The sequence below is a fragment of the Sphingomonas sp. Leaf67 genome, from assembly GCF_001421965.1.
In the GTDB taxonomy this organism is placed as follows: Bacteria; Pseudomonadota; Alphaproteobacteria; order Sphingomonadales; family Sphingomonadaceae; genus Sphingomonas.
In genome coordinates, this window is record NZ_LMLP01000021.1 from 348567 (window position 1) to 367542 (window position 18976).

Below are 18976 nucleotides of genomic sequence, written 5' to 3' on the forward strand. Positions count from 1 at the left end.
ACCATTGGATACCAATGGAGAGTGAAGATGGATGTTGTAGTACTGGGCGCGAGCGGTAATGCCGGTTCGGAAATTACGCGCGAACTCGCCAGCCGCGGACACCGCGTCCGCGCCATTGCGCGCAAGCCCGATGCCATCCCCGACCTTCCCGGCGTAACCCGGATCACCGGCGATGCTCATGATCCAAGCGAACTGGCCGAACGGATCGCCGGGGCCGACGCGGTCATCAGCGCGCTGCATTTCGACGTCACCGCCGATACGCTGCTGGCGGCGTTGCGTAAGGCGGGTGTCGAACGACTGCTGGTCACCGGAGGTGCCGCCAGCCTGGAGGTCGCGCCGGGCGTGCGGCTGATCGATTCGCCCGACTTTCCGGCCGCATGGCGCGACATTGCGATGGGCGGCATCGCCTTTCTCGACGCGCTGCGCCCGGTACAGGACGTCGACTGGACGTTCTTCTCACCCGCCGCGCTGATCGAACCGGGCGAGCGCACCGGGAGGTTCCGGCTCGGCACCGATACGCTGGTCACCGACGATGCCGGGGTCAGCCGGATCAGCTTCGCCGACTTCGCGATCGCGATGGTCGACGAGCTGGAGACCCATCGCCACCCCCGCGCCCGCTTCACCGCCGCCTATTGAGGCAGTGGCCCGCCCCGGTTTCGACCGGGGCGGGGCATTATCAGAACGTCACCCATTCGGGGCCGCCGGGGAACACCATGTCCTCGACCTTGTCGCCGATCTTGGTGACCGCCAGCAGGATCGCGAGCACGACGATCAGGTCGAGCACGATCACCGCGCCCCAGACGAACGCCGGGTGGAACGGGCCGATGCGATCGAACCCGTCCTTCGTCACCCGCGCCGCATCGTTCGTCCGTGCGCCGCTCACTTCTTCAACGCCGCCTGCGCCGCCGCCAACCGGGCGATCGGCACGCGATACGGGCTGGCCGATACGTAATCGAGCCCGACCGTCTCGCAGAACGCGATCGACGCAGGATCGCCGCCATGTTCGCCACAGATGCCCAGCTTGATGTCGGGCCGGGTCTTGCGCCCGCGCTCGGCGGCCAGTTCGATCAATTCGCCGACACCCTCGACGTCGATCGAGACGAACGGGTCGCGCGCGTAAATGCCCTTTTCGACATAGGCACCCAGGAACCGGCTGGCATCGTCGCGGCTGACCCCCAACGTCGTCTGGGTCAGATCGTTGGTCCCGAACGAGAAGAACTCGCCCGCTTCCGCGATCTCACCGGCCTTCAGCGCGGCGCGCGGCAATTCGATCATCGTGCCGACCAGATATTCGATCCGGCGTCCCTTGTCGGCGAACACCGCTTCCGCTGCCTTGTCGACGACGATCTTCATCAGTTCCAGCTCGCGCTTGGTGCCGACCAGTGGGATCATGACCTCGGGAATCGGTGCCTCGCCCGACTTCTCGGCGACGATCACCGCCGCTTCGAAGATCGCCCGTGCCTGCATCTCGTAGATTTCGGGATAGGTCACGCCCAGCCGACAGCCGCGATGGCCCAGCATCGGGTTGAATTCGTGCAGCTCGGCGGCACGGCGCTTCAACTGCTCGACCTCGATCCCCGCCGCCTGCGCGACTTCGGCGAACTCGGCCTCCTCATGCGGCAGGAATTCGTGCAGCGGCGGGTCGAGCAGGCGAATCGTGCACGGCAGCCCGACCATCACCTCGAAAATCTCGACGAAATCGCTGCGCTGTTCGGGCAGCAACCGGTCGAGCGCGGCACGACGTCCCGCTTCGTCCTCGGCAAGGATCATCTGCCGCACGGCGGTGATCCGCGACTGTTCGAAGAACATATGCTCGGTCCGGCACAGCCCGATGCCTTCCGCGCCGAAATCGCGCGCGGTGCGGCAATCGAGCGGGGTTTCGGCGTTGGTACGAACCTTCAGGCGGCGGACGCCATCGGCCCATTCCATCAACGTGGCGAAATCGCCGGCCAGTTCGGGCTGCACCGTCGCGACGGCACCGGCCATCACTTCGCCGGTCGCACCGTCGATGGTGACGATATCGCCCTCGCGAATCTCCCGACCGGCGACCTTCATCACCCCCGCCTTGGCATCGATCGAGATGCTGCCTGCACCCGACACGCACGGCCGTCCCATGCCGCGCGCCACGACCGCCGCGTGGCTGGTCATGCCGCCGCGCGCGGTCAGGATGCCGCGCGCGGCGTGCATCCCGTGAATGTCTTCCGGCGAGGTTTCGGTGCGGATCAGGATCACCGCGTCGCCGGCGTTCGAGCGCCGCTCCGCCGTATCGCTGTCGAACACCGCAAAACCGCTCGCCGCACCGGGCGATGCCGGCAGCCCCTTGGTCAGCACGTCGCGTGCCGCCTTCGGATCGAGCGTCGGGTGGAGCAGCTGGTCGAGCGCCTGCGGATCGACGCGGGCGATCGCTTCCTCACGCGAAATCAGCCCTTCCTCGGCCATGTCGACCGCGATCTTCAGCGCGGCCTTGGCGGTGCGCTTGCCCGACCGGGTCTGCAACATCCACAGCTTGCCCTGCTGCACTGTGAATTCGATGTCCTGCATGTCGCGGTAATGCCGCTCCAGCTGGTCGAATACCGCCGCCAGTTCGGCATAGGCGTCGGGCATCGCCTCTTCCATCGACAGCGGCTTGGCGTTCGCCGCCTCGCGCGCGGCCAGGGTCAGATATTGCGGCGTGCGGATGCCCGCGACCACGTCCTCACCCTGCGCATTGATCAGGAACTCGCCATAATAGGCGTTCTGTCCGGTCGACGGATCGCGGGTGAAGGCCACGCCGGTCGCCGACGTGTCACCCATATTGCCGAACACCATCGCCTGCACGTTGACCGCCGTGCCCCAGTCGCCCGGAATGTCGTTCAACCGGCGATAGACCTTGGCCCGATCCGCCTGCCACGACCCGAACACCGCGCCGATCGCGCCCCACAACTGGTCGTGCACGTCCTGCGGGAACGGCTTGCCCCACAATTCGACGACAATGTCCTTGTACTGGGCGACCAGCGCGCGCCAGTCGTCGGCGGTCAGATCGGTGTCGAGATAATAGCCGCGATCTTCCTTCGCGATTTCCAGCGTTTCCTCGAACCGGCCATGGTCGAGTTCCAGCACGACGTCCGAATACATCTGGATGAAGCGGCGATAGCTGTCCCATGCGAAGCGCGCATCGTCCGACACGTTCGCCAGCCCCTCGACCGTCTGGTCGTTCAGGCCGAGGTTCAGGACCGTGTCCATCATGCCCGGCATCGAAATGCGCGCGCCCGACCGGACCGATACGAGCAACGGGTCGGCGGCATCGCCGAAGCGCTTGCCCGTGATCGCCTCGATATGGGCGATCCCGGTCTTCACCTCGTCCTGCACGCTTTCCGGGAACGTCTCGCCTTCTTCGTAATAGCGCGTGCACATCGTCGTCGCGATGGTGAAGCCCGGCGGCACCGGCAGGCCGATCGACGCCATTTCGGCAAGGTTCGCACCCTTGCCGCCCAGCAATACCTTGTCGCCCGATCCCCCGTCCGAAACCCCGCCGCCGAAGCGATAGACATAGTGCGTCATTGCTCGTTCCCCATGCTCTCCGCGCGGGTGGTCCCGCGGCGGGGTATCTGATTCGATCGGGCCTGGCCCTTACGTCCCGTTAAACGGGTTAAACCGGCAGGTCAGCCCTCAATTTTAGAGAAATCGGCAACCCGGTGTACCGCATCGCGCACCCGTGCCAGCAACGACAGGCGCGCGGTGCGCTTGTGCGGGTCGGCATCGTTGACCGTCACGTCGGTAAAGAACGCATCGATCGGCGCACGCAGCGACGCCAGCGCCGACATCGCACCAGCGAAATCCTCGGCCTCGATCGCGGCCGCGGCGCGTGGCTCGGCCGCATCGAGCGCCGCGATCAGTGCGGCTTCAGCCGGCGCGCGGTCATAGTCGCGCTTCTCGCGCTCGGTCCGGGCATATTCGGCGACGACGGCCACGAAATCCGGGTCCTCGACCATCGCCAGCGGGTCTTCCTCACCCGTTTCCGGGATAGACTTGCTGGTCCCCGGCGCTTCCTTCTTCAGGATATTCGCCGCACGCTTGTACCCGGCGAGCAGGTTCGTCCCGTCCTCGGTGGTGACGAACGACTGGAGCGCATGAACGCGGGCGAGCAGGCGGACGAGGTCATCCTCGCCGCCGAGCGCGAAGACGGCGTCGATCAGGTCGTGGCGGACGCCGGCTTCGCGTTGCTGCACTTTGAGGCGGTCGGCGAAGAAGTCGAGGACATCTTCGTGTGCGCTCGCACCTGCCGCCGCAGTCGCTTTCGACAACGATACCCGGACGCCATTGTCGAGCAGCAGCGCCAACACGCCCAAAGCCGACCGGCGCAACGCGAACGGATCCTTCGATCCGCTCGGCTTCAACCCGACGGCAAAGAACTGAACGATGCTGTCCAGCTTGTCCGCCAGCGCCACCGCGACCGTCACCGGCGCGGTCGGGACGTCATCCCCCTGCCCGACCGGCTTGTAATGATCGCGCACCGCCTCGGCGACTTGCGCCGGTTCGCCCTGCGCGGCGGCGTAATAGCCGCCCATCAGCCCCTGCAATTCGGGGAACTCGCCAACCATGCCGGTGACCAGATCGGCCTTGGCGAGCCTTGCGGCGCGCTCGGCCATGTCGGCCATCTTCTCCCTCTCCCCTTCAGGGGAGAGGGTCGGGGAGAGGGGACTGGCCGCAAGCGAAGCGGCTTCTGAAAGCCCCTCTCCCAACCCTCCCCCCCGAGGGGGAGAGAGCTTTACGACACCACTCTCGACCAGCCAGCGCGCGAGTTTCGCCACCCGCTCGACCTTGTCGGCAACCGTGCCCAGCTTCTCGTGAAACACGATCTTGTCGAGCTTCGGCAACTGGTCCTCCAGCCGCGTCTTCAGATCGGTCTCGTAAAAGAACTTCGCATCCGACAGCCGCGCCGCCAGCACCTTGGCATTGCCCGCGACGATTCGCTCGCCGCCCTCCGCCGCATCGATATTGGCGGTACAGACGAACGCGTTGGCCAGCTTGCCCTCCGCATCGCGGCATACGAAATATTTCTGGTTCACCCGCGCGGTCAGCTGGATCACCTCCGGCGGCACGGCGAGGAACGCTTCGTCGAAACGCCCGATCAACGGCACCGGCCATTCGGTGAGGCCGGCATTCTCCGCCAGCAGTCCCTCATCCTCGACAAGGCGGAGGCCGGCACCCTGCGCCGCCATCTTGGCCCCGACCGCGATGATCGCGGCGCGCTCGTCCTGATCGACGATCACGTGGCACGCGCGCAGCTTCTCGACATAGTCCGCCGCCGACCCGATCGTGATCGCAGCCGGATGGTGAAAACGATGCCCCAGCGTCACCGCACCGCTGGTCACGCCAGCAACCTCGCACGGCACCACATCGCTGCCGAACAGCGCGACGATGCCCTGCAACGGCCGCACCCAGCGCGGGCTTTCCGGGCTGAGCGACACCGCCCCCCAGCGCATCGACTTGGGCCATGGGAACGCGCGCACGATCGCCGGAATCGCGAGGCTAAGCACCTGCGCCGTCTCGCGCCCCGGTACTTCGGTCACCGCGAACAACACGCCGTCGCGCTCGGTCAGCGCTTCGCGCGTCAGCCCGGTCTTGCGCAGAAATCCTTCCAGCGCCTGTGGCGGGGCGGAGGCACGCGGCCCCTTCACCTCTTCGCGCACCGGCTCGGTCCGCTCGGGCAGGTCGTGCGCGATCAGCACCAGCCGCCGCGGCGTCGCATAGGTCGTGATCCGCGCCGCCGCGATGCCAGCCTTCGCCAGTTCACCGACGAACAGCTTGGACAAATCCTCGCGAGCCTTTGCCTGCATCCGTGCCGGGATCTCTTCCGACCGCAGTTCGAGCAGGAAATCGGTCATGCCACCCACCCCGGAAACTTCGCCTGCCATTTGGGCGTCTGCGTCTCGATGAACTTCGCGCAGCTGGCCTTCGCCAGATCGCGCACCCGCCCGATATAGGCCTGCCGCTCCGCGACCGAGATCACGCCGCGCGCATTCAGCAGGTTGAACACATGGCTCGCCTCGATCGCCTGTTCATAGGCCGCGATCGGTACGTCGTTGGCCAGCGCATTCTCGCACTCCGCCGCAGCCTTTTTGAACAGGTCGAACAGCCCGTCGGTATCGGCGACCTCGAAATTCCATTTCGACATCTGCTTCTCGTTTTCGAGAAACACGTCGCCATAAGTGACGCCAGCGTCGTTGAACGCGAGGTCGTACACGCTGTCCTTGTCCTGGATATACATGGCCAGCCGCTCCAGCCCATAGGTCAACTCACCCGCGACCGGCTTGCAATCGAACCCGCCCATCTGCTGGAAATAGGTGAACTGGGTGACTTCCATCCCGTCGCACCACACTTCCCAGCCCAGACCCCACGCGCCCAGCGTCGGCGATTCCCAGTCGTCCTCGACGAAGCGGATGTCGTGCTGCGTGAAGTCGATCCCGATCGCCGCCAGCGACCCCAGATACAGCTCCTGCAGATCGGGCGGCGAGGGCTTCAGGATCACCTGATACTGATAATAATGCTGCAACCGGTTCGGGTTCTCGCCATAGCGCCCGTCGGTCGGCCGCCGCGAGGGCTGGACGAACGCCGCATTCCACGGCTCCGGCCCCAGCGCGCGGAGCGTGGTCGCGGGGTGGAACGTGCCCGCGCCCATCCGCATGTCATAGGGTTGCAGGATGACGCAGCCCCGATCGCTCCAATAGTCATGGAGCGTCAGGATCATTTTCTGGAAGCTGAGCGGGGCGGACATGGTTTCGCCTATTGATGCAAGAGCCTTCGCGCCTAGCCCTTGGGGCGAATGCGGGTCAAGGTTGCGGCCGGGGCACCGGCCCCGCTAAGCCGACGCGCATGTCGTCCCGACGCTTCCTGTCCTGTATCGCCCTCGTGCTCGGCTGGCTCTCGCTCGCCAGCCCGCTTGCGGCCCCGGCAGCGCTCGCCCCGGCGCTGTGGGTCGCGCGCGATGCCGATACGACGATCTGGCTGTTCGGCACGGTGCATCTGCTGCGTCCCGGCACGCCGTGGCTGACCGGTCCGGTCGCGCGGGCCGTTGCCGACAGTGACGTGCTGACCCTCGAAATCGCGCCGACCACTCCCGACGCGATGGCGCAGGCGCTGGTCGCGGTCGCGCCGGTCCGCCCCGCCCCGCTGCCGCCCGCGCTCGACCGGCGCTTGCGCAAGCGGGCGCACGACCTCGGCTTTCCGGCACAGGCGTTCGACGCGACCGATCCGTGGTTCGCCGCCACCACCCTCGCCGGCCAGCCGCTCGCCCGTGCCGGCTACAGCCCGGCCCCCGCGCCCGAAACGCTGCTGGCGACGCTCGCCGATCGCAGCGGTACGGTGATCGAGCCGCTCGAAACCCTCGACCGGCAACTCGCCATCTTCGCCGCGTTGCCGCAACCCGCGCAGCGCACGATGCTGGCGCGCGTGCTCGACGATCCCGATCCGGTGCCGGCGATGGACCGCGTCGTCACCGCATGGGGTCGGGGCGATGTGGCCACGCTCGACCGCCTGCTGGCAAGCGACATGGACGACGCCGGCCCGGCGGTCCGCGCCGCGCTGCTCGACCGGCGCAATGCGGCATGGGCGCGGACGATCGCCAGGTGGATGCGGCAAGGCGGCACGCGATTCGTCGCGGTCGGCGCGGGGCATCTGGCCGGGGCGGGCAGCGTGCCAGCGCGGTTGCATGCGATGGGGATAGAAGTGACGCGGGTGCAGTAGCCGCCGCCGCTGCCCCACCACCCACCCCATTTGGTTCGAGCAGCTTCGAGCGAAGTCGAGAAGCGTCCGTCGAGAACGCGGTCGCTTGGGGCACCCTCTTCTCGACTACGGTTCTCGGCAAGCTCGAACCTCCGCTCGAAGCAAACGGATTTGAGGCAGTCAGTAATATGGGCCAGGCCCCCAACCTTGCCTTTCCCCCCGAACTCCCCTATGCGCCCGCGCTTGTTCGTGCCGGGGTCATCCCTGGAGGCCCGGCCGCGCAAGACTGATAAACCAAGCATTCAAGGAAGACATGATGAGCGATACGCTGCACCTGTCGGCCGAGACGCGCGATCGGGCAGGCAAGGGAGCCTCCCGTGCCCTGCGTCGCGATGGCCGCGTCCCCGCCGTAATCTATGGCAACAAGCAGGACCCACAGGGCATCCACCTGAACGCCCGTGAACTGATGAAGCAGCTGATGACCGGCCACTTCATGAACTCGGTGATCATGGTCGATGTCGGTGGCACGAAGGTGCGCACGCTGGCCAAGGACGTCGCCTTCGACGTCGTCACCGACCAGCCGATCCATGTCGACTTCCTGCGCATCTCGAAGGATGCGACCGTGACCGTCGCCGTGCCGGTGGTGTTCACCAACGAAGACGACGCACCCGGCATCAAGCGTGATGGCGGTGTTCTGAACGTCGTGGCGCACGAGATCGAACTGACCGTCGAAGCGTCGAACATCCCGACCGAGATCGTCGTCGACCTGACCGGACGCGAAGTCGGCGATTCGATCCATCTGTCGGACGTGACGCTGCCGAACGGCGCCGAAGCGACCGCCGGGGACGACACCGCCACCGTCGCGACGATCAGCCAGCCGACCACGCTGACTGCCGAGGACGAGGCGCTCGACGCCGAAGTCGCCGAAGCGCAGTCGGCCGAAGCCGCTGCCGAAGGCGAAGGCGAAGGCGAGGACAAGGCCGAGGGCTGATCCGCCCCGCCTTTCCGGCGCTACGAAGGAGCGGGATGGCCGAGGTCGTCCCGCTCCTTTTGCGTTTTGGAGCACCACGTCATCCCGGACTTGATCCGGGGTCGCGCCTCTTCTTCCGCCGGAACCAAACGCTCCCACCCGTGACCAACGCCCCCACACCCGCTACAGCCACCCGCCAGCCAGCCCAAAGGACCCCTCGATGCAGCTCTGGACCGGCCTCGGCAATCCCGGCCCGCAATATGCCATGCACCGCCACAATATCGGCTTCATGGCGGTGGACGCCATCGCCGAGGTCCATGGCTTCACCGCCCCGAAACGGGCCTTCCAGGGCTGGGTACAGGAAGGTCGGATCGGCACGCAGAAGATCCTGCTGCTCAAACCCGGCACCTATATGAACGAAAGCGGCCGTTCGGTCGGCGAAGCGATGCGCTTCTACAAGCTGACGCCGGCCGACGTCACCATCTTCCACGACGAACTCGACCTCGCCCCGTTCAAGCTGAAGGTGAAGACCGGCGGCGGCCATGCCGGCCATAACGGGTTGCGCTCGACCGACGCGCATATCGGCCCCGACTTCCGCCGCATCCGCCTCGGCATCGGCCATCCGGGGCACAAGGACCGGGTGAGCCCCTATGTCCTCGGCAATTTTGCCAAGGCCGAACTCGACGACCTGACCGACCTGCTCGGCGCGGTCGCCGCCGAAGCCCCATGGCTGGCGGCAGGCGACGACGTCCGCTTCATGAACGAAATCGCACGGCGGATGGGGTGAGAGGGGCTGTGAACGGCGAGGAAAATTGTCGAGCACTACAACAACGGCATCGTCACCGCGCACTTAATCCGGGGTGACGAAAGAGTCCCCTCCCCCCAAACCGCAAGATCGGTCGAGCGCCCCGCCCCTTCCCGCGCCTACATCGCCGTGCCACACAAGGAACGGACATGACGCCGGCGCAACGCACCTATCACGACCGCATGCGCCGCGCGCTCGACCATATCGACCGGCATCTGGACGACGATCTCGACCTCGCAACCATCAGTGCGGTTGCCGCCTTCTCGAAATTTCATTTCCATCGGCAATTCACCGCGTGCTTCGGCCTGTCGGTGCATCGCTATGTCCAGCTCGCCCGGCTGAAACGCGCGTCGTACCAGCTCGCCTATCGCGATCGCGACCGGATCACCGACGTTGCGCTGGATGCCGGTTATGACGCCCCCGACGCCTTTGCCCGCGTCTTTCGCAAGCGCTTCGGGCAATCGCCGTCCGATTTCCGTTCCGCGCCCGATTGGGCGCCGTGGCGTGCGGCGCTTCTGCCGCTCGACGACTTGAGGAACCGAACGATGCAGCATTTCGACCCGATCACCATCCGCGATTTCCCCGCCACGCCGATCGCGCTCATGTCGCATGACGGCGACATGGCAGCGATCGGCGACACGATCCGCCGCTTCATCGCGTGGCGTCGCGCGAACCGCCTGTCGCCCGCCGACAGCCCGACCTTCAACATCTTCCATACCGATCCCACCGACCCGGCGGCGGGACCGGTCCGCATCGACCTGTGCGTCGGCACCGACCGCCGCTTCCCGGCAAGCGACGGCGTGACCCCCGGCCTGATCCCCGCCGGCCGCTGCGCTGTGCTGCGCGTGACCGGGCGTAGCGACGATCTGGAGGCCGCCGCGCTGCACCTTTACCGCGAATGGCTGCCCGACAGCGGCGAGGAGTTGCGCGACGTTCCGCTATTCTGTCAGCGGGTCAGCTTCTTCCCCGACGTGCCCGAGGGCGAGGCGATCACCGACCTGTTCCTGCCGCTGCGCTAGAGGGGGTTGGGGGCGCGCGCTCCCAACCCCGTCACTCCGGCCTTGAGCCCCGGATCGAGCCGAGACGTCAGAGACTTCGAAATCCGTACCCCGGCCTCAGTCGGGGTACGGCGACGCATGGGCAGCGTCATCGCATAACCGCTTTCCTACACCTTCGGGACAAGCCATCCTCGCCGGACCGATCCCTTGCCCGCCGACCACGGCCACCACCAACGCGACCCGACCGCGAAACGCGCACGAGTGTGACTTTTGTGACCTTTGGCCCGGTCTTGCGCCAAGCCGGCCCGCGCCGATAGGAAAGCGTCCATGGCCAAGCTCCTCCGAATGCTCGCTTTCCTCCTCGCCCTGTCCGGCGGCGCCGTCCATGCCGCCCCGCGCTGCACCCTGTCCGGCGAGTCGCAGGTCACCGTCGGCGACCGATCGGTACTGGTCCACCTGCCGCCGAGCCCCACCACCCCCGCCCCGCTGGTCATCCTGCTCCATGGCAGCGGCAGCACCGGACCGGCGATGCTCCGCGATTCGAACCTCGCCGCAGCATCGGACCAGCACGGCTTCGTCGTCGCCGCCCCCGACGCCGGCATCCCCCATGACAAGGGTTTCGTCTGGAACATCCCCGGTGTGCCCACCGTCGCCGGGACGATCCCCGGTCCCGACGCGCCCGATGACGTCGCCTTTCTCGGCGCGCTGATCGACCGGTTGGCGAAGGCCGGCTGTGTCGATCCCGCCCGCGTCTATGCCACCGGCCTGTCGGGCGGCGGGCGGATGACGTCGTGGCTCGGCTGCGTCGCGGCCGACCGCTTCGCCGCGATCGCCCCGGTCGTGGGCCTGCGCGCCGGCAATCCGCTCGCCAGCGATCCGACCCGCCCCGATCCCGCCACCTGCCGCCCGAGCCAGCCGGTTCCGGTCATCGCCTTCGCCGGCGATGCCGACACCACCAACCCGATCGAAGGCGGCGGCGCAAAATACTGGTCCTACACCATGCACGCCGCCGAACGGCGCTGGGCGTCGCTCAACCGCTGCACCGCCGCCCCCACGGCCCGCTGGGTCGCGACCAAGGTCTACGAGGAACGCTACACACGCTGCCGGGGCGGCGCGGATGTGGTCGGGCGGATCACCGTCGGCGGCGGGCATAGCTGGGTGGTCGACAACGACGCGCTCTGGGCGTTCCTGTCGCAGCACCGCCGCTGACCCTTTCCAAAGCGCCTCCGATCGGCCAAGTCGCACCGATGACCGTCCGCGCCCTGTTCCCGACCCACCTCTACGAAGCGACCTTCGACGACGCGCTCGTCGCCGAGCTAGACGCGTCGGTCCGCGCACTGGCCGAGGAGGACATGGCCGGGCGACGCTGGTCGAAGGAGCATGGCTATCACGGCTATACCTCCTATGCCTCGCTGAACGACCTGCCACTGCGCGATCCGGTGTTCGCTGATCTCAAGCGCATCCTCGACCGCAATGTCGCGAAATTTGCCGCCGCCTGCGGCATGGAGCTTGGGCGCGGCAAGCTGAAGCTCGACAGCCTGTGGGTGAACTTGCTGAAACCCGGCGGCGGCCATTCGGGCCATCTCCACCCGCACAGTGTCGTCTCCGGCACCGTCTATGTCGCGGTTCCCGAGGGGGCCGGCGGCATCCGCTTCGAAGACCCGCGCCTGCCGATGCTGATGGCCGCTCCCACCCGCCCCGGCACGTTCGAAACCGTCGTGCCCCGGCCCGGCACGCTCCTGCTGTGGGAAAGCTGGCTGCGGCACGAGGTCATGCCCCATGCCGGCAAGGGCGAGCGGATCAGCGTCAGCTTCAACTATCGCTGGTAGCTTTTGCAATGACCGCCGCCAGCCGCTAAGGGGCGGGCTTTCCATCATCACCGGGATTGCGCCAAGTGGGTTTTCGCTGCGGTATCGTCGGGCTGCCGAATGTCGGCAAGTCCACCCTCTTCAATGCCCTGACGCAGACTCAGGCAGCGCAGGCGGCCAACTACCCCTTCTGCACGATCGAACCGAACGTCGGTAACGTCGCCGTCCCCGATCCGCGGCTGGATGCGCTGTCGGACATCGCCGGGTCGGCCAAGAAGGTCGAAACGCAGCTGGCGTTCGTCGACATCGCCGGCCTCGTGCGCGGCGCGTCGAAGGGAGAGGGTCTCGGCAACCAGTTCCTCGGCAACATCCGCGAAGTCGACGCGATCGTGCATGTGCTGCGCTGTTTCGAGAATGACGATATCCAGCATGTCGACGACCGGGTCGATCCGATCGCCGATGCCGATACCGTCGAAACCGAGCTGATGCTATCCGACCTCGAATCGCTCGAAAAGCGCGTGCCGAACCTCGCCAAGAAGGCGCAGCAGGGCGACAAGGAAGCGAAGATCGGCGTCGTCGTCCTCGGCCGCGCGCTCGACCTGTTGCGCGAAGGCAAGCCCGCGCGCCTGACCGAGATCAAGGACGAGGAAGAGGAACGGCTGTTCGCACAGGCGCAGCTGCTGACCGCCAAGCCGGTCCTCTATGTCTGCAACGTCAACGAAGAGGACGCGGCCGAGGGCAACGAACTGTCCGCCAAGGTCTTTGCCAAGGCCAAGGCGGAAGGTGCCGAAGCTGTCGTCGTCTCCGCCGCGATCGAGGCCGAAATCGCCACGATGGCACCCGCCGACCGCGCCGAATTCCTGTCCGATCTGGGTCTGGCCGAAACCGGCCTAGCCCGCGTGATCCGCGCCGGCTACTCGCTGCTTCACCTGCTGACCTTCTTCACGGTCGGCCCCAAGGAAGCCCGCGCATGGACCGTGTCGGTCGGAGCGAAGGCACCGCAGGCGGCCGGCGAGATCCACAGCGATTTCGAACGCGGCTTCATTCGCGCCGAAACCATTGCCTTCGACGACTATGTCGCGTGCAAGGGCGAAAGCGGCGCGCGCGATGCGGGCAAGCTACGCGCCGAGGGCAAGGAATATGTCGTGCAGGACGGCGACGTGATGCTGTTCCGCTTCAACGTCTGATCGCACGCCACATTCCCGTCACCGGCGGGCGATAGACGAACGACGTGTCCTTGTACCGAGACCTGTCATGCGTATCCCCGCCCTGTTCGTCGCGCTCGCAGCCCTGTCGGGCTGCGTCATCCAGACCGGATCGGTAGCGCCACCGCCCGCTGCGGTCGCCGAGGCGAAGGCGCCGGTCACGATCCTGATCGGCGTCGACGGCGCCCGGCCAGACTATCTGTCGCCAGCGATCGCGCCGAACCTGTCGCGGCTGGCGGCGGACGGCGTGTCGGCGTCGATGCAGCCGAGCTTCCCGACCAAGACCTTCCCCAATTTCTGGACGCTCGCGACCGGCGTGCGCCCCGACAAGTCGGGCATCGTCGGCAACAAGATGGAGGACGCTAATCGCCCCGGTGAGGTCTTCACCATGGCGACCGACGACCCCTTCTGGTGGAACACCGCCAAGCCGATCTGGATCGCTGCCGAGGAGGGCGGCGTGCGCAGCGCGACGATGTTCTGGCCGGGCAGCGAAGTCGCGTGGGGCGGTACCGGCAAGCCCGACCACGGCGTCTATACCGGCGGCCACCACGCGTCGGACTGGCAGGCGTTCAATCAGGCGATCACCGCCGAACAGCGCGTCGATGCGGTGGTCGACTGGCTGCGGCGACCGGCGGCGACCCGCCCGCGGTTCGTCACCCTCTATTTCGACGATGTCGACGTCGCCGGCCACGACGACGGCCCGCATTCGCCCGAGACGCTGGGCGCGATGACCCGCGTCGATGCCGCGATCGGCCGGTTGCAGCGCGAACTGGCGGCTCTGAATCAGCCGGCGAATCTGATCGTCGTCGCCGATCACGGCATGGCAGCGGTCGCTACCGACCGGGTCATTGCGTTCGACCGCATCGCACCGGTCGACAGCTATCGCCTGATCGAAACCGGTCCCTATGCCGCGATCGAACCGATGCCGGGCAAGGAAGCCGTACTTGCCGCTGCGCTCGGCCAGCCACAGCCGCATATGCAATGCTGGCCGAAGGCACAGATCCCGGCGCGGCTGCGCTACGGCACCCATCCGCGCGTGCCGTCGTTCCTGTGCCTTGCGGAGATCGGCTGGACGATCCTGGCGACCGCCCCGACGCGGCCGTTGACGGGAGGCGCGCACGGCTATGATGACGCCGCGCCGGATATGCAGGCGCTGTTCGTCGCCGGCGGCCCTGCCTTCCGACCGGGCGTCAAGCTGCCGGCGTTCCGCAACACGGCGGTCGCCCCCCTGCTTCGTCGGATGCTCGGACTACCCACCGATCCGACGCTCGACGGGGATGGCGGCATCGCGGCGGCGGCGCTGCGATAATGTTTGCCAGCCGGTGGGTTTCGTCCTGAAACTGCCGCCATGCGCTATTTCGAGGACATCGCCGTCGGCGAAACCGCCCGCTTCGGCTCCTACCGCGTCGAACGCGACGCGGTGGTCGACTTCGCCCGGGAGTACGACCCACAGCCGTTCCACCTTTCCGACGAAGCCGCCGCGCAGACCCATTTCGGGCGGCTGGCGGCGAGCGGCTGGCATAGCTGCGCGATGACCATGGCGATGCTGGTCGATCATTGGACCGCGAACCCGATCGCCAGCCTCGGTGCGGCGGGCATCGACGAACTACGCTGGAAGCGACCCGTCTATCCCGGCGACACCCTGTCGTGCGAAACCGTGGTCCGGTCGGTTCGCGCGTCGCGCAGCCGTCCGGAAATGGGCAATGTGGCGAGCGAGGTGACGGTCCGTAATCAGGCGGATCAGGTGGTGCTGACGTTCATTTCGCAAGCACTGATCGCGACGCGGGCGGGCAAGGCCTGATACGCCTCTTTTCCGCTCTTTGCCGCACGCCATTACGAACTCGTCCCGCCATTCCAGCGGGGCCCTTCTTGGTACCACCGTCTATACCGGGGCGTTGTAGGAATACGAAGCTTCGCGTGACGTTCGCAGACTCCACGACTTCGCGCGGTCTAAAAACCTTCGAAACCGGTAAGAGCGTGGCCCTAATCCGGTCGCCGTCCGCCACGCCCCGGTCCGCGTCCTTCCGGTCCCCGGATGCGACCGCCGGCCGGACGAACCCCTTCGGGCCGCTCGAAGCCACGGACCGCTCCAGCCCCTTGCCTTGGCGACTGGCCGGACCCGCGCGGCACATTTTCGAATCCTCGCCGTCGTTCGAAACCCGGCCGGGACGCGTTGCCCGGCGAGGCATCCGGCTGACCGGGGACCGGCGATTGGGTCGATCCGCGCGGCACATATTCGAACCCGCGTCGCCGATCGAAGCCCGGCCGTGCCGCACCATCCGGACGCACATCGGGCCTGCCACGCCAGCCGCCCGGACGACCGGGCAGCGGGGACTGGCTGGTCCCGCGCGGGACATTCTCGAAGCCGGGCCGCCGGTCGAACCCCGGTCGGTCCCACCGATCCCAACGCGGCCGCCCATTGCCCCAGTCGCCGCGCCACTGGCCGCGCCGCTGCTCCCAGAAATAACGCTGGCGATCGTTCCAGCGGAACGGCCGACGATAGCGGTCATAGACGTAATAGCCGGTGCCCGGATAATAATAGTCGCCGAACCATCCCCAATACGGATCGCCGAACCCGGCAGCATAGGGATCGGCATAGCCACCATAGCCCCCATAACCACCGCCGCCGTAATAGCCCGATCCGACGCCGACCCCGACGCCACCATAGCCAAGATCGCCATAGGCGCAGGCGGACACGCCTGCTCCCGCCGCCAATGCCAGCACGATCGCGCGCAGCCGGTAAAACATGCAATTGCTCCCGCGGGTCGCTGGGCCTGTCGATAACGGCTGCCGCGCCCGATAATGGATAATGACGTAAAACGACCGGTCGACGCGGCCGGTTCCTGCACGCCGCCGTCCCGGCACGGCACGACATCGTGCCGCTTGCCCGCTGCCGTCCAAACCGCATAGAGCGTGCCCATGCCCACTGCCGCCCTCGCCGCCCATTCCGGTGTCGTTCCTCCCCGGGAGGGCTTTGCCGTGTCCGACGTCGCTGCATTCGCGGCGTTCGTATTCATGGTGGTGCTGGCCCGGCGGGCGATCCGCAACCGCAAGCGCAAGGACTGACATGGACGCGTTCGATCGGCTCGAATCGGTAATCGTCAGCCGGATCGGCGGCGATCCCACCCAATCCTATGTCGCCAAGCTCCATGCACGCGGCACGGGCAAGATCGCGCAGAAGGTCGGCGAGGAGGCGGTGGAATGCGTCATCGCCGCCTGCAGCGACGATCGCGCCGGCCTGATCGGCGAAGCGGCCGACCTGATGTTCCATCTGACCGTGCTGCTCGCCGATCGCGGCATCACGCTGGACGACGTCCGCGCCGAACTGACCGCCCGCGAAGGCCGCTCGGGCATCGCCGAAAAGGCCGCCCGTCCCAAGGAGTGATCCCATGCCGATCAATGCCACCCAGGCGTACGACCCCGACAACATCTTCGCCCGCATCCTGCGCGGCGAGATTCCGGCGAAGCGCGTGTACGAAGACGATTTCGCCCTCGCCTTCCACGACATCGCCCCGCAGGCCCCGGTGCATATTCTGGTGATTCCGAAGGGCGCGTACGTATCGTGGGACGATTTCTCCGCGCGCGGCAGCGATGCGGAAATCGCGGGTTTCGTCCGCGCGGTGGGACAGATTGCCCGCGACAACGGACTGGTCGAACCGGGCTATCGCCTGCTCGCCAATATCGGCGGAGACGGCGGACAAGAGGTGCCGCATCTGCACCTCCACCTGTTCGGCGGGCAGCCGCTGGGACCGATGCTGTCGCGATAGGACAGCTTTATTACACGAAAGGAATTGCACGGACGGTTTTTGCGGGTAGCATCACGCAATTCAAAAAAGGGCACCGCCCGTGCAAGCGCGGTGCATCCAGGGGATCGCTTCATGAAATTCGGGCGCGTCAAACCACTCGACGCCATTCTTGCTACCGCCAAGGCCAAGTCGCTGGAGCCGACGCTCGGGTGGTTCCAACTTACCCTGTTCGGTATCGGGTGCGTCATTGGCACGGGCATCTTCGCACTGACCGCTTCCGGCGCGCAGAAGGCCGGTCCAGGTCTGATGCTGGCATTCGCTATCGCCGGTGCCATCTGTATCGTCGCTGCGCTGTGCTATGCCGAAATCGCCGCGATGATCCCGGTCGCCGGGTCGGCCTATACCTATACCTATTCGGTTATGGGTGAATTGCTCGCCTGGACGGTCGGCTGGGCGCTGGTCCTCGAATATGCCGTCGCCGCGTCGGCGGTATCGGTTACATGGTCCGACTATTTCCAGGGCACGGTAATCAGAGAATTCTTAGGGATGCAAATGCCCGCTTGGCTGTCGGCCGGCCCCTTGGCATTTGGCGGATCGCCCGGTGGGCTCATCAACCTGCCCGCCGTCGTTATAGCAGCATTTGTTACCTGGCTGCTTGTCGTCGGAACCAAGGAAAGTGCCCGCTTCAACGCAATCCTCGTCGCGATCAAGGTCACGGCGCTCACCGCGTTCCTGATCCTGACCTTGCCCAAGGTCGAGATGGCACGGTTCAATCCATTCCTGCCCGCCGGCGTTTTTGGCGGCTTTGGCACCGGGATCGGCGCGGTCGGCGCTGCCGCGACAATTTTCTTTGCATATGTCGGCTTCGACGCGGTTTCGACAGCCGCCGAAGAAACCAAGAACCCGCAACGCAACGTCCCGATCGGGTTGATCGGTTCGCTGCTGTTCTGCACCGTTTTCTATATCTTGGTCGCGGCGGGAGCGATCGGCACGATCGGCGGCACGCCGATCATGGGACCCAACGGCATCCCCTTCCCCGCTGGATCGGAGGAACTGGCGCGGCAGTGCGCGTTGCCGCAATACGCGGATTCGCTGGTCTGTTCGAAGGAGGCGCTGGCCCACGTCCTGCGGGTTATAGGGTTCAGCACGGTCGGTAACATGCTGGGTATCGCCGCCTTCGTCGCGCTGCCTTCAGTGATCCTGATTTTGATCTTTGGGCAAACGCGCATCTTCTTCGTGATGTCGCGTGATGGCCTGCTGCCGGAAGGCCTGTCCAAAATCCATCCGAAGTATAAGACGCCATATGTCGTCACGATAATTACCGGCGCGGTTGTCGCTCTATCGGCGGCATTCCTCCCGGTCGGCAAGCTCGCCGATATCGCGAACGCAGGCACGCTCTACGCCTTCATGATGGTCGCGATCGCGGTCATGATGCTACGCCGTACCGAACCTGATCGCGAACGCCGCTTCAGGACGCCGGCCTTGTGGCTGGTCGGTCCGCTGACGATCGCGGGCTGCATCTTCCTGTTCGTCAACCTGCCGTTCGAAGCAATGCTGGTGTTGCCAGCGTGGGGGGCGGTCGGTCTCGTGATCTATTACGCCTACAGCTATAAAAACAGCCATCTGGGTCGTGGCCACGTCATGGTGACGGACCTCGACAACCACCCCGGCGAGACACCTGCGGCATGATGCCGCAGCAGTAGCCAGACACGAAAAACGGCCCGGAAAACACTTTCCGGG

The 18976-nt window shown here is 66.3% G+C and carries 19 protein-coding genes; 14 read left to right on the forward strand and 5 right to left on the reverse strand.

The window, feature by feature from the left end; all coding sequences use genetic code 11:
* The first annotated feature begins 27 nt into the window (after positions 1-27).
* On the forward strand, positions 28-636 hold the full coding sequence (locus tag ASE90_RS13785; RefSeq protein ID WP_056001738.1) for an NAD(P)-dependent oxidoreductase: 609 nt from the start codon (positions 28-30) through the stop codon (positions 634-636).
* A gap of 40 nt (positions 637-676) precedes the next feature.
* On the opposite strand, the gene ASE90_RS13790 is transcribed toward ASE90_RS13785, so the two are convergent.
* The 4 genes from ASE90_RS13790 to ASE90_RS13805 form a co-directional block, all read right to left on the reverse strand.
* Positions 677-883 carry a hypothetical protein gene (locus ASE90_RS13790; protein ID WP_056001741.1) on the reverse strand — a complete coding sequence of 69 codons (207 nt, stop codon included), beginning with the start codon at positions 881-883 and terminating at the stop codon, positions 677-679.
* Positions 880-3540 (reverse strand): pyruvate, phosphate dikinase, encoded by a 2661-nt coding sequence (gene ppdK, locus ASE90_RS13795; protein WP_056001744.1) that lies wholly within the window; start codon positions 3538-3540, stop codon positions 880-882. The genes ASE90_RS13790 and ppdK overlap by 4 nt, the downstream gene beginning before the upstream one ends.
* Positions 3541-3641: 101 nt before the next feature.
* Positions 3642-5867: a glycine--tRNA ligase subunit beta gene (gene glyS, locus ASE90_RS13800; RefSeq protein WP_056001747.1), complete on the reverse strand. Its 2226-nt coding sequence runs from the start codon at positions 5865-5867 to the stop codon at positions 3642-3644.
* Positions 5864-6730: a glycine--tRNA ligase subunit alpha gene (locus ASE90_RS13805; RefSeq protein ID WP_056002326.1), complete on the reverse strand. Its 867-nt coding sequence runs from the start codon at positions 6728-6730 to the stop codon at positions 5864-5866. Before ASE90_RS13805 ends, glyS begins: the two co-directional genes overlap by 4 nt.
* A 125-nt stretch (positions 6731-6855) precedes the next feature.
* Here ASE90_RS13805 and ASE90_RS13810 point away from each other — a divergent pair, with 125 nt between their 5' ends.
* The 9 genes from ASE90_RS13810 to ASE90_RS13850 all read left to right on the forward strand — a co-directional run bounded on the left by ASE90_RS13810 (position 6856) and on the right by ASE90_RS13850 (position 15291).
* Positions 6856-7725 carry a TraB/GumN family protein gene (locus ASE90_RS13810; protein ID WP_056001750.1) on the forward strand — a complete coding sequence of 290 codons (870 nt, stop codon included), beginning with the start codon at positions 6856-6858 and terminating at the stop codon, positions 7723-7725.
* A 295-nt stretch (positions 7726-8020) separates the two neighbouring features.
* Positions 8021-8695, forward strand: coding sequence for a 50S ribosomal protein L25/general stress protein Ctc (locus ASE90_RS13815; protein ID WP_056002328.1), 675 nt, complete (start codon positions 8021-8023; stop codon positions 8693-8695).
* A gap of 199 nt (positions 8696-8894) precedes the next feature.
* The gene (gene pth / locus ASE90_RS13820) at positions 8895-9461 is read left to right on the forward strand and encodes an aminoacyl-tRNA hydrolase (protein WP_056001753.1); all 567 of its coding nucleotides are present in this window, start codon (positions 8895-8897) and stop codon (positions 9459-9461) included.
* A gap of 167 nt (positions 9462-9628) precedes the next feature.
* The gene (locus ASE90_RS13825) at positions 9629-10498 is read left to right on the forward strand and encodes an AraC family transcriptional regulator (protein ID WP_056001756.1); all 870 of its coding nucleotides are present in this window, start codon (positions 9629-9631) and stop codon (positions 10496-10498) included.
* A gap of 306 nt (positions 10499-10804) precedes the next feature.
* On the forward strand, positions 10805-11686 hold the full coding sequence (locus tag ASE90_RS13830; protein WP_056001759.1) for an alpha/beta hydrolase family esterase: 882 nt from the start codon (positions 10805-10807) through the stop codon (positions 11684-11686).
* 38 nt (positions 11687-11724) lie between these two features.
* On the forward strand, positions 11725-12306 hold the full coding sequence (locus ASE90_RS13835; RefSeq protein WP_056001762.1) for a TIGR02466 family protein: 582 nt from the start codon (positions 11725-11727) through the stop codon (positions 12304-12306).
* Between the two features lie 65 nt (positions 12307-12371).
* A complete protein-coding gene (gene ychF, locus ASE90_RS13840; protein WP_056001765.1) occupies positions 12372-13472 on the forward strand; it encodes a redox-regulated ATPase YchF in 1101 nt (366 codons plus the stop codon).
* A gap of 67 nt (positions 13473-13539) precedes the next feature.
* Positions 13540-14799: an ectonucleotide pyrophosphatase/phosphodiesterase gene (locus tag ASE90_RS13845; RefSeq protein WP_056001768.1), complete on the forward strand. Its 1260-nt coding sequence runs from the start codon at positions 13540-13542 to the stop codon at positions 14797-14799.
* 39 nt (positions 14800-14838) lie between these two features.
* Positions 14839-15291, forward strand: coding sequence for a MaoC family dehydratase (locus ASE90_RS13850; RefSeq protein ID WP_056001771.1), 453 nt, complete (start codon positions 14839-14841; stop codon positions 15289-15291).
* Between the two features lie 182 nt (positions 15292-15473).
* On the opposite strand, the gene ASE90_RS13855 is transcribed toward ASE90_RS13850, so the two are convergent.
* Positions 15474-16238, reverse strand: coding sequence for a hypothetical protein (locus ASE90_RS13855; protein ID WP_056001774.1), 765 nt, complete (start codon positions 16236-16238; stop codon positions 15474-15476).
* A gap of 171 nt (positions 16239-16409) precedes the next feature.
* Here ASE90_RS13855 and ASE90_RS20015 point away from each other — a divergent pair, with 171 nt between their 5' ends.
* The 4 genes from ASE90_RS20015 (at position 16410) to ASE90_RS13870 (ending at position 18925) form a co-directional block, all read left to right on the forward strand.
* Entirely contained in the window at positions 16410-16556 is a 147-nt protein-coding gene (locus tag ASE90_RS20015; RefSeq protein ID WP_156357734.1) for a hypothetical protein, read from the forward strand.
* Between the two features lies 1 nt (position 16557).
* Positions 16558-16875, forward strand: coding sequence for a phosphoribosyl-ATP diphosphatase (locus ASE90_RS13860; protein ID WP_056001776.1), 318 nt, complete (start codon positions 16558-16560; stop codon positions 16873-16875).
* Between the two features lie 4 nt (positions 16876-16879).
* Positions 16880-17257, forward strand: a complete 378-nt coding sequence (locus ASE90_RS13865) for a histidine triad nucleotide-binding protein (RefSeq protein WP_056001779.1) — start codon at positions 16880-16882, stop codon at positions 17255-17257.
* A 111-nt stretch (positions 17258-17368) separates the two neighbouring features.
* The gene (locus ASE90_RS13870; RefSeq protein WP_056001782.1) at positions 17369-18925 is read left to right on the forward strand and encodes an amino acid permease; all 1557 of its coding nucleotides are present in this window, start codon (positions 17369-17371) and stop codon (positions 18923-18925) included.
* Positions 18926-18976: the final 51 nt, after the last annotated feature.

Excerpts from the sequence above, each read along its gene's own strand:
- ASE90_RS13785 (WP_056001738.1), top strand. The coding sequence starts at position 28 with ATGGATGTTGTAGTACTGGGCGCGAGCGGTAATGCCGGTTCGGAAATT.
- glyS (WP_056001747.1), bottom strand. The coding sequence starts at position 5,867 with ATGACCGATTTCCTGCTCGAACTGCGGTCGGAAGAGATCCCGGCACGG.
- ASE90_RS13805 (WP_056002326.1), bottom strand. The coding sequence starts at position 6,730 with ATGATCCTGACGCTCCATGACTATTGGAGCGATCGGGGCTGCGTCATC.
- ppdK (WP_056001744.1), bottom strand. The coding sequence starts at position 3,540 with ATGACGCACTATGTCTATCGCTTCGGCGGCGGGGTTTCGGACGGGGGA.
- ASE90_RS13865 (WP_056001779.1), top strand. The coding sequence starts at position 16,880 with ATGCCGATCAATGCCACCCAGGCGTACGACCCCGACAACATCTTCGCC.
- pth (WP_056001753.1), top strand. The coding sequence starts at position 8,895 with ATGCAGCTCTGGACCGGCCTCGGCAATCCCGGCCCGCAATATGCCATG.
- ASE90_RS13810 (WP_056001750.1), top strand. The coding sequence starts at position 6,856 with ATGTCGTCCCGACGCTTCCTGTCCTGTATCGCCCTCGTGCTCGGCTGG.
- ASE90_RS13845 (WP_056001768.1), top strand. The coding sequence starts at position 13,540 with ATGCGTATCCCCGCCCTGTTCGTCGCGCTCGCAGCCCTGTCGGGCTGC.
- ASE90_RS13860 (WP_056001776.1), top strand. The coding sequence starts at position 16,558 with ATGGACGCGTTCGATCGGCTCGAATCGGTAATCGTCAGCCGGATCGGC.
- ASE90_RS13815 (WP_056002328.1), top strand. The coding sequence starts at position 8,021 with ATGAGCGATACGCTGCACCTGTCGGCCGAGACGCGCGATCGGGCAGGC.
- ASE90_RS13855 (WP_056001774.1), bottom strand. The coding sequence starts at position 16,238 with ATGTTTTACCGGCTGCGCGCGATCGTGCTGGCATTGGCGGCGGGAGCA.
- ASE90_RS13870 (WP_056001782.1), top strand. The coding sequence starts at position 17,369 with ATGAAATTCGGGCGCGTCAAACCACTCGACGCCATTCTTGCTACCGCC.
- ASE90_RS13825 (WP_056001756.1), top strand. The coding sequence starts at position 9,629 with ATGACGCCGGCGCAACGCACCTATCACGACCGCATGCGCCGCGCGCTC.
- ASE90_RS13835 (WP_056001762.1), top strand. The coding sequence starts at position 11,725 with ATGACCGTCCGCGCCCTGTTCCCGACCCACCTCTACGAAGCGACCTTC.
- ASE90_RS13850 (WP_056001771.1), top strand. The coding sequence starts at position 14,839 with ATGCGCTATTTCGAGGACATCGCCGTCGGCGAAACCGCCCGCTTCGGC.
- ASE90_RS20015 (WP_156357734.1), top strand. The coding sequence starts at position 16,410 with ATGCCCACTGCCGCCCTCGCCGCCCATTCCGGTGTCGTTCCTCCCCGG.
- ASE90_RS13830 (WP_056001759.1), top strand. The coding sequence starts at position 10,805 with ATGGCCAAGCTCCTCCGAATGCTCGCTTTCCTCCTCGCCCTGTCCGGC.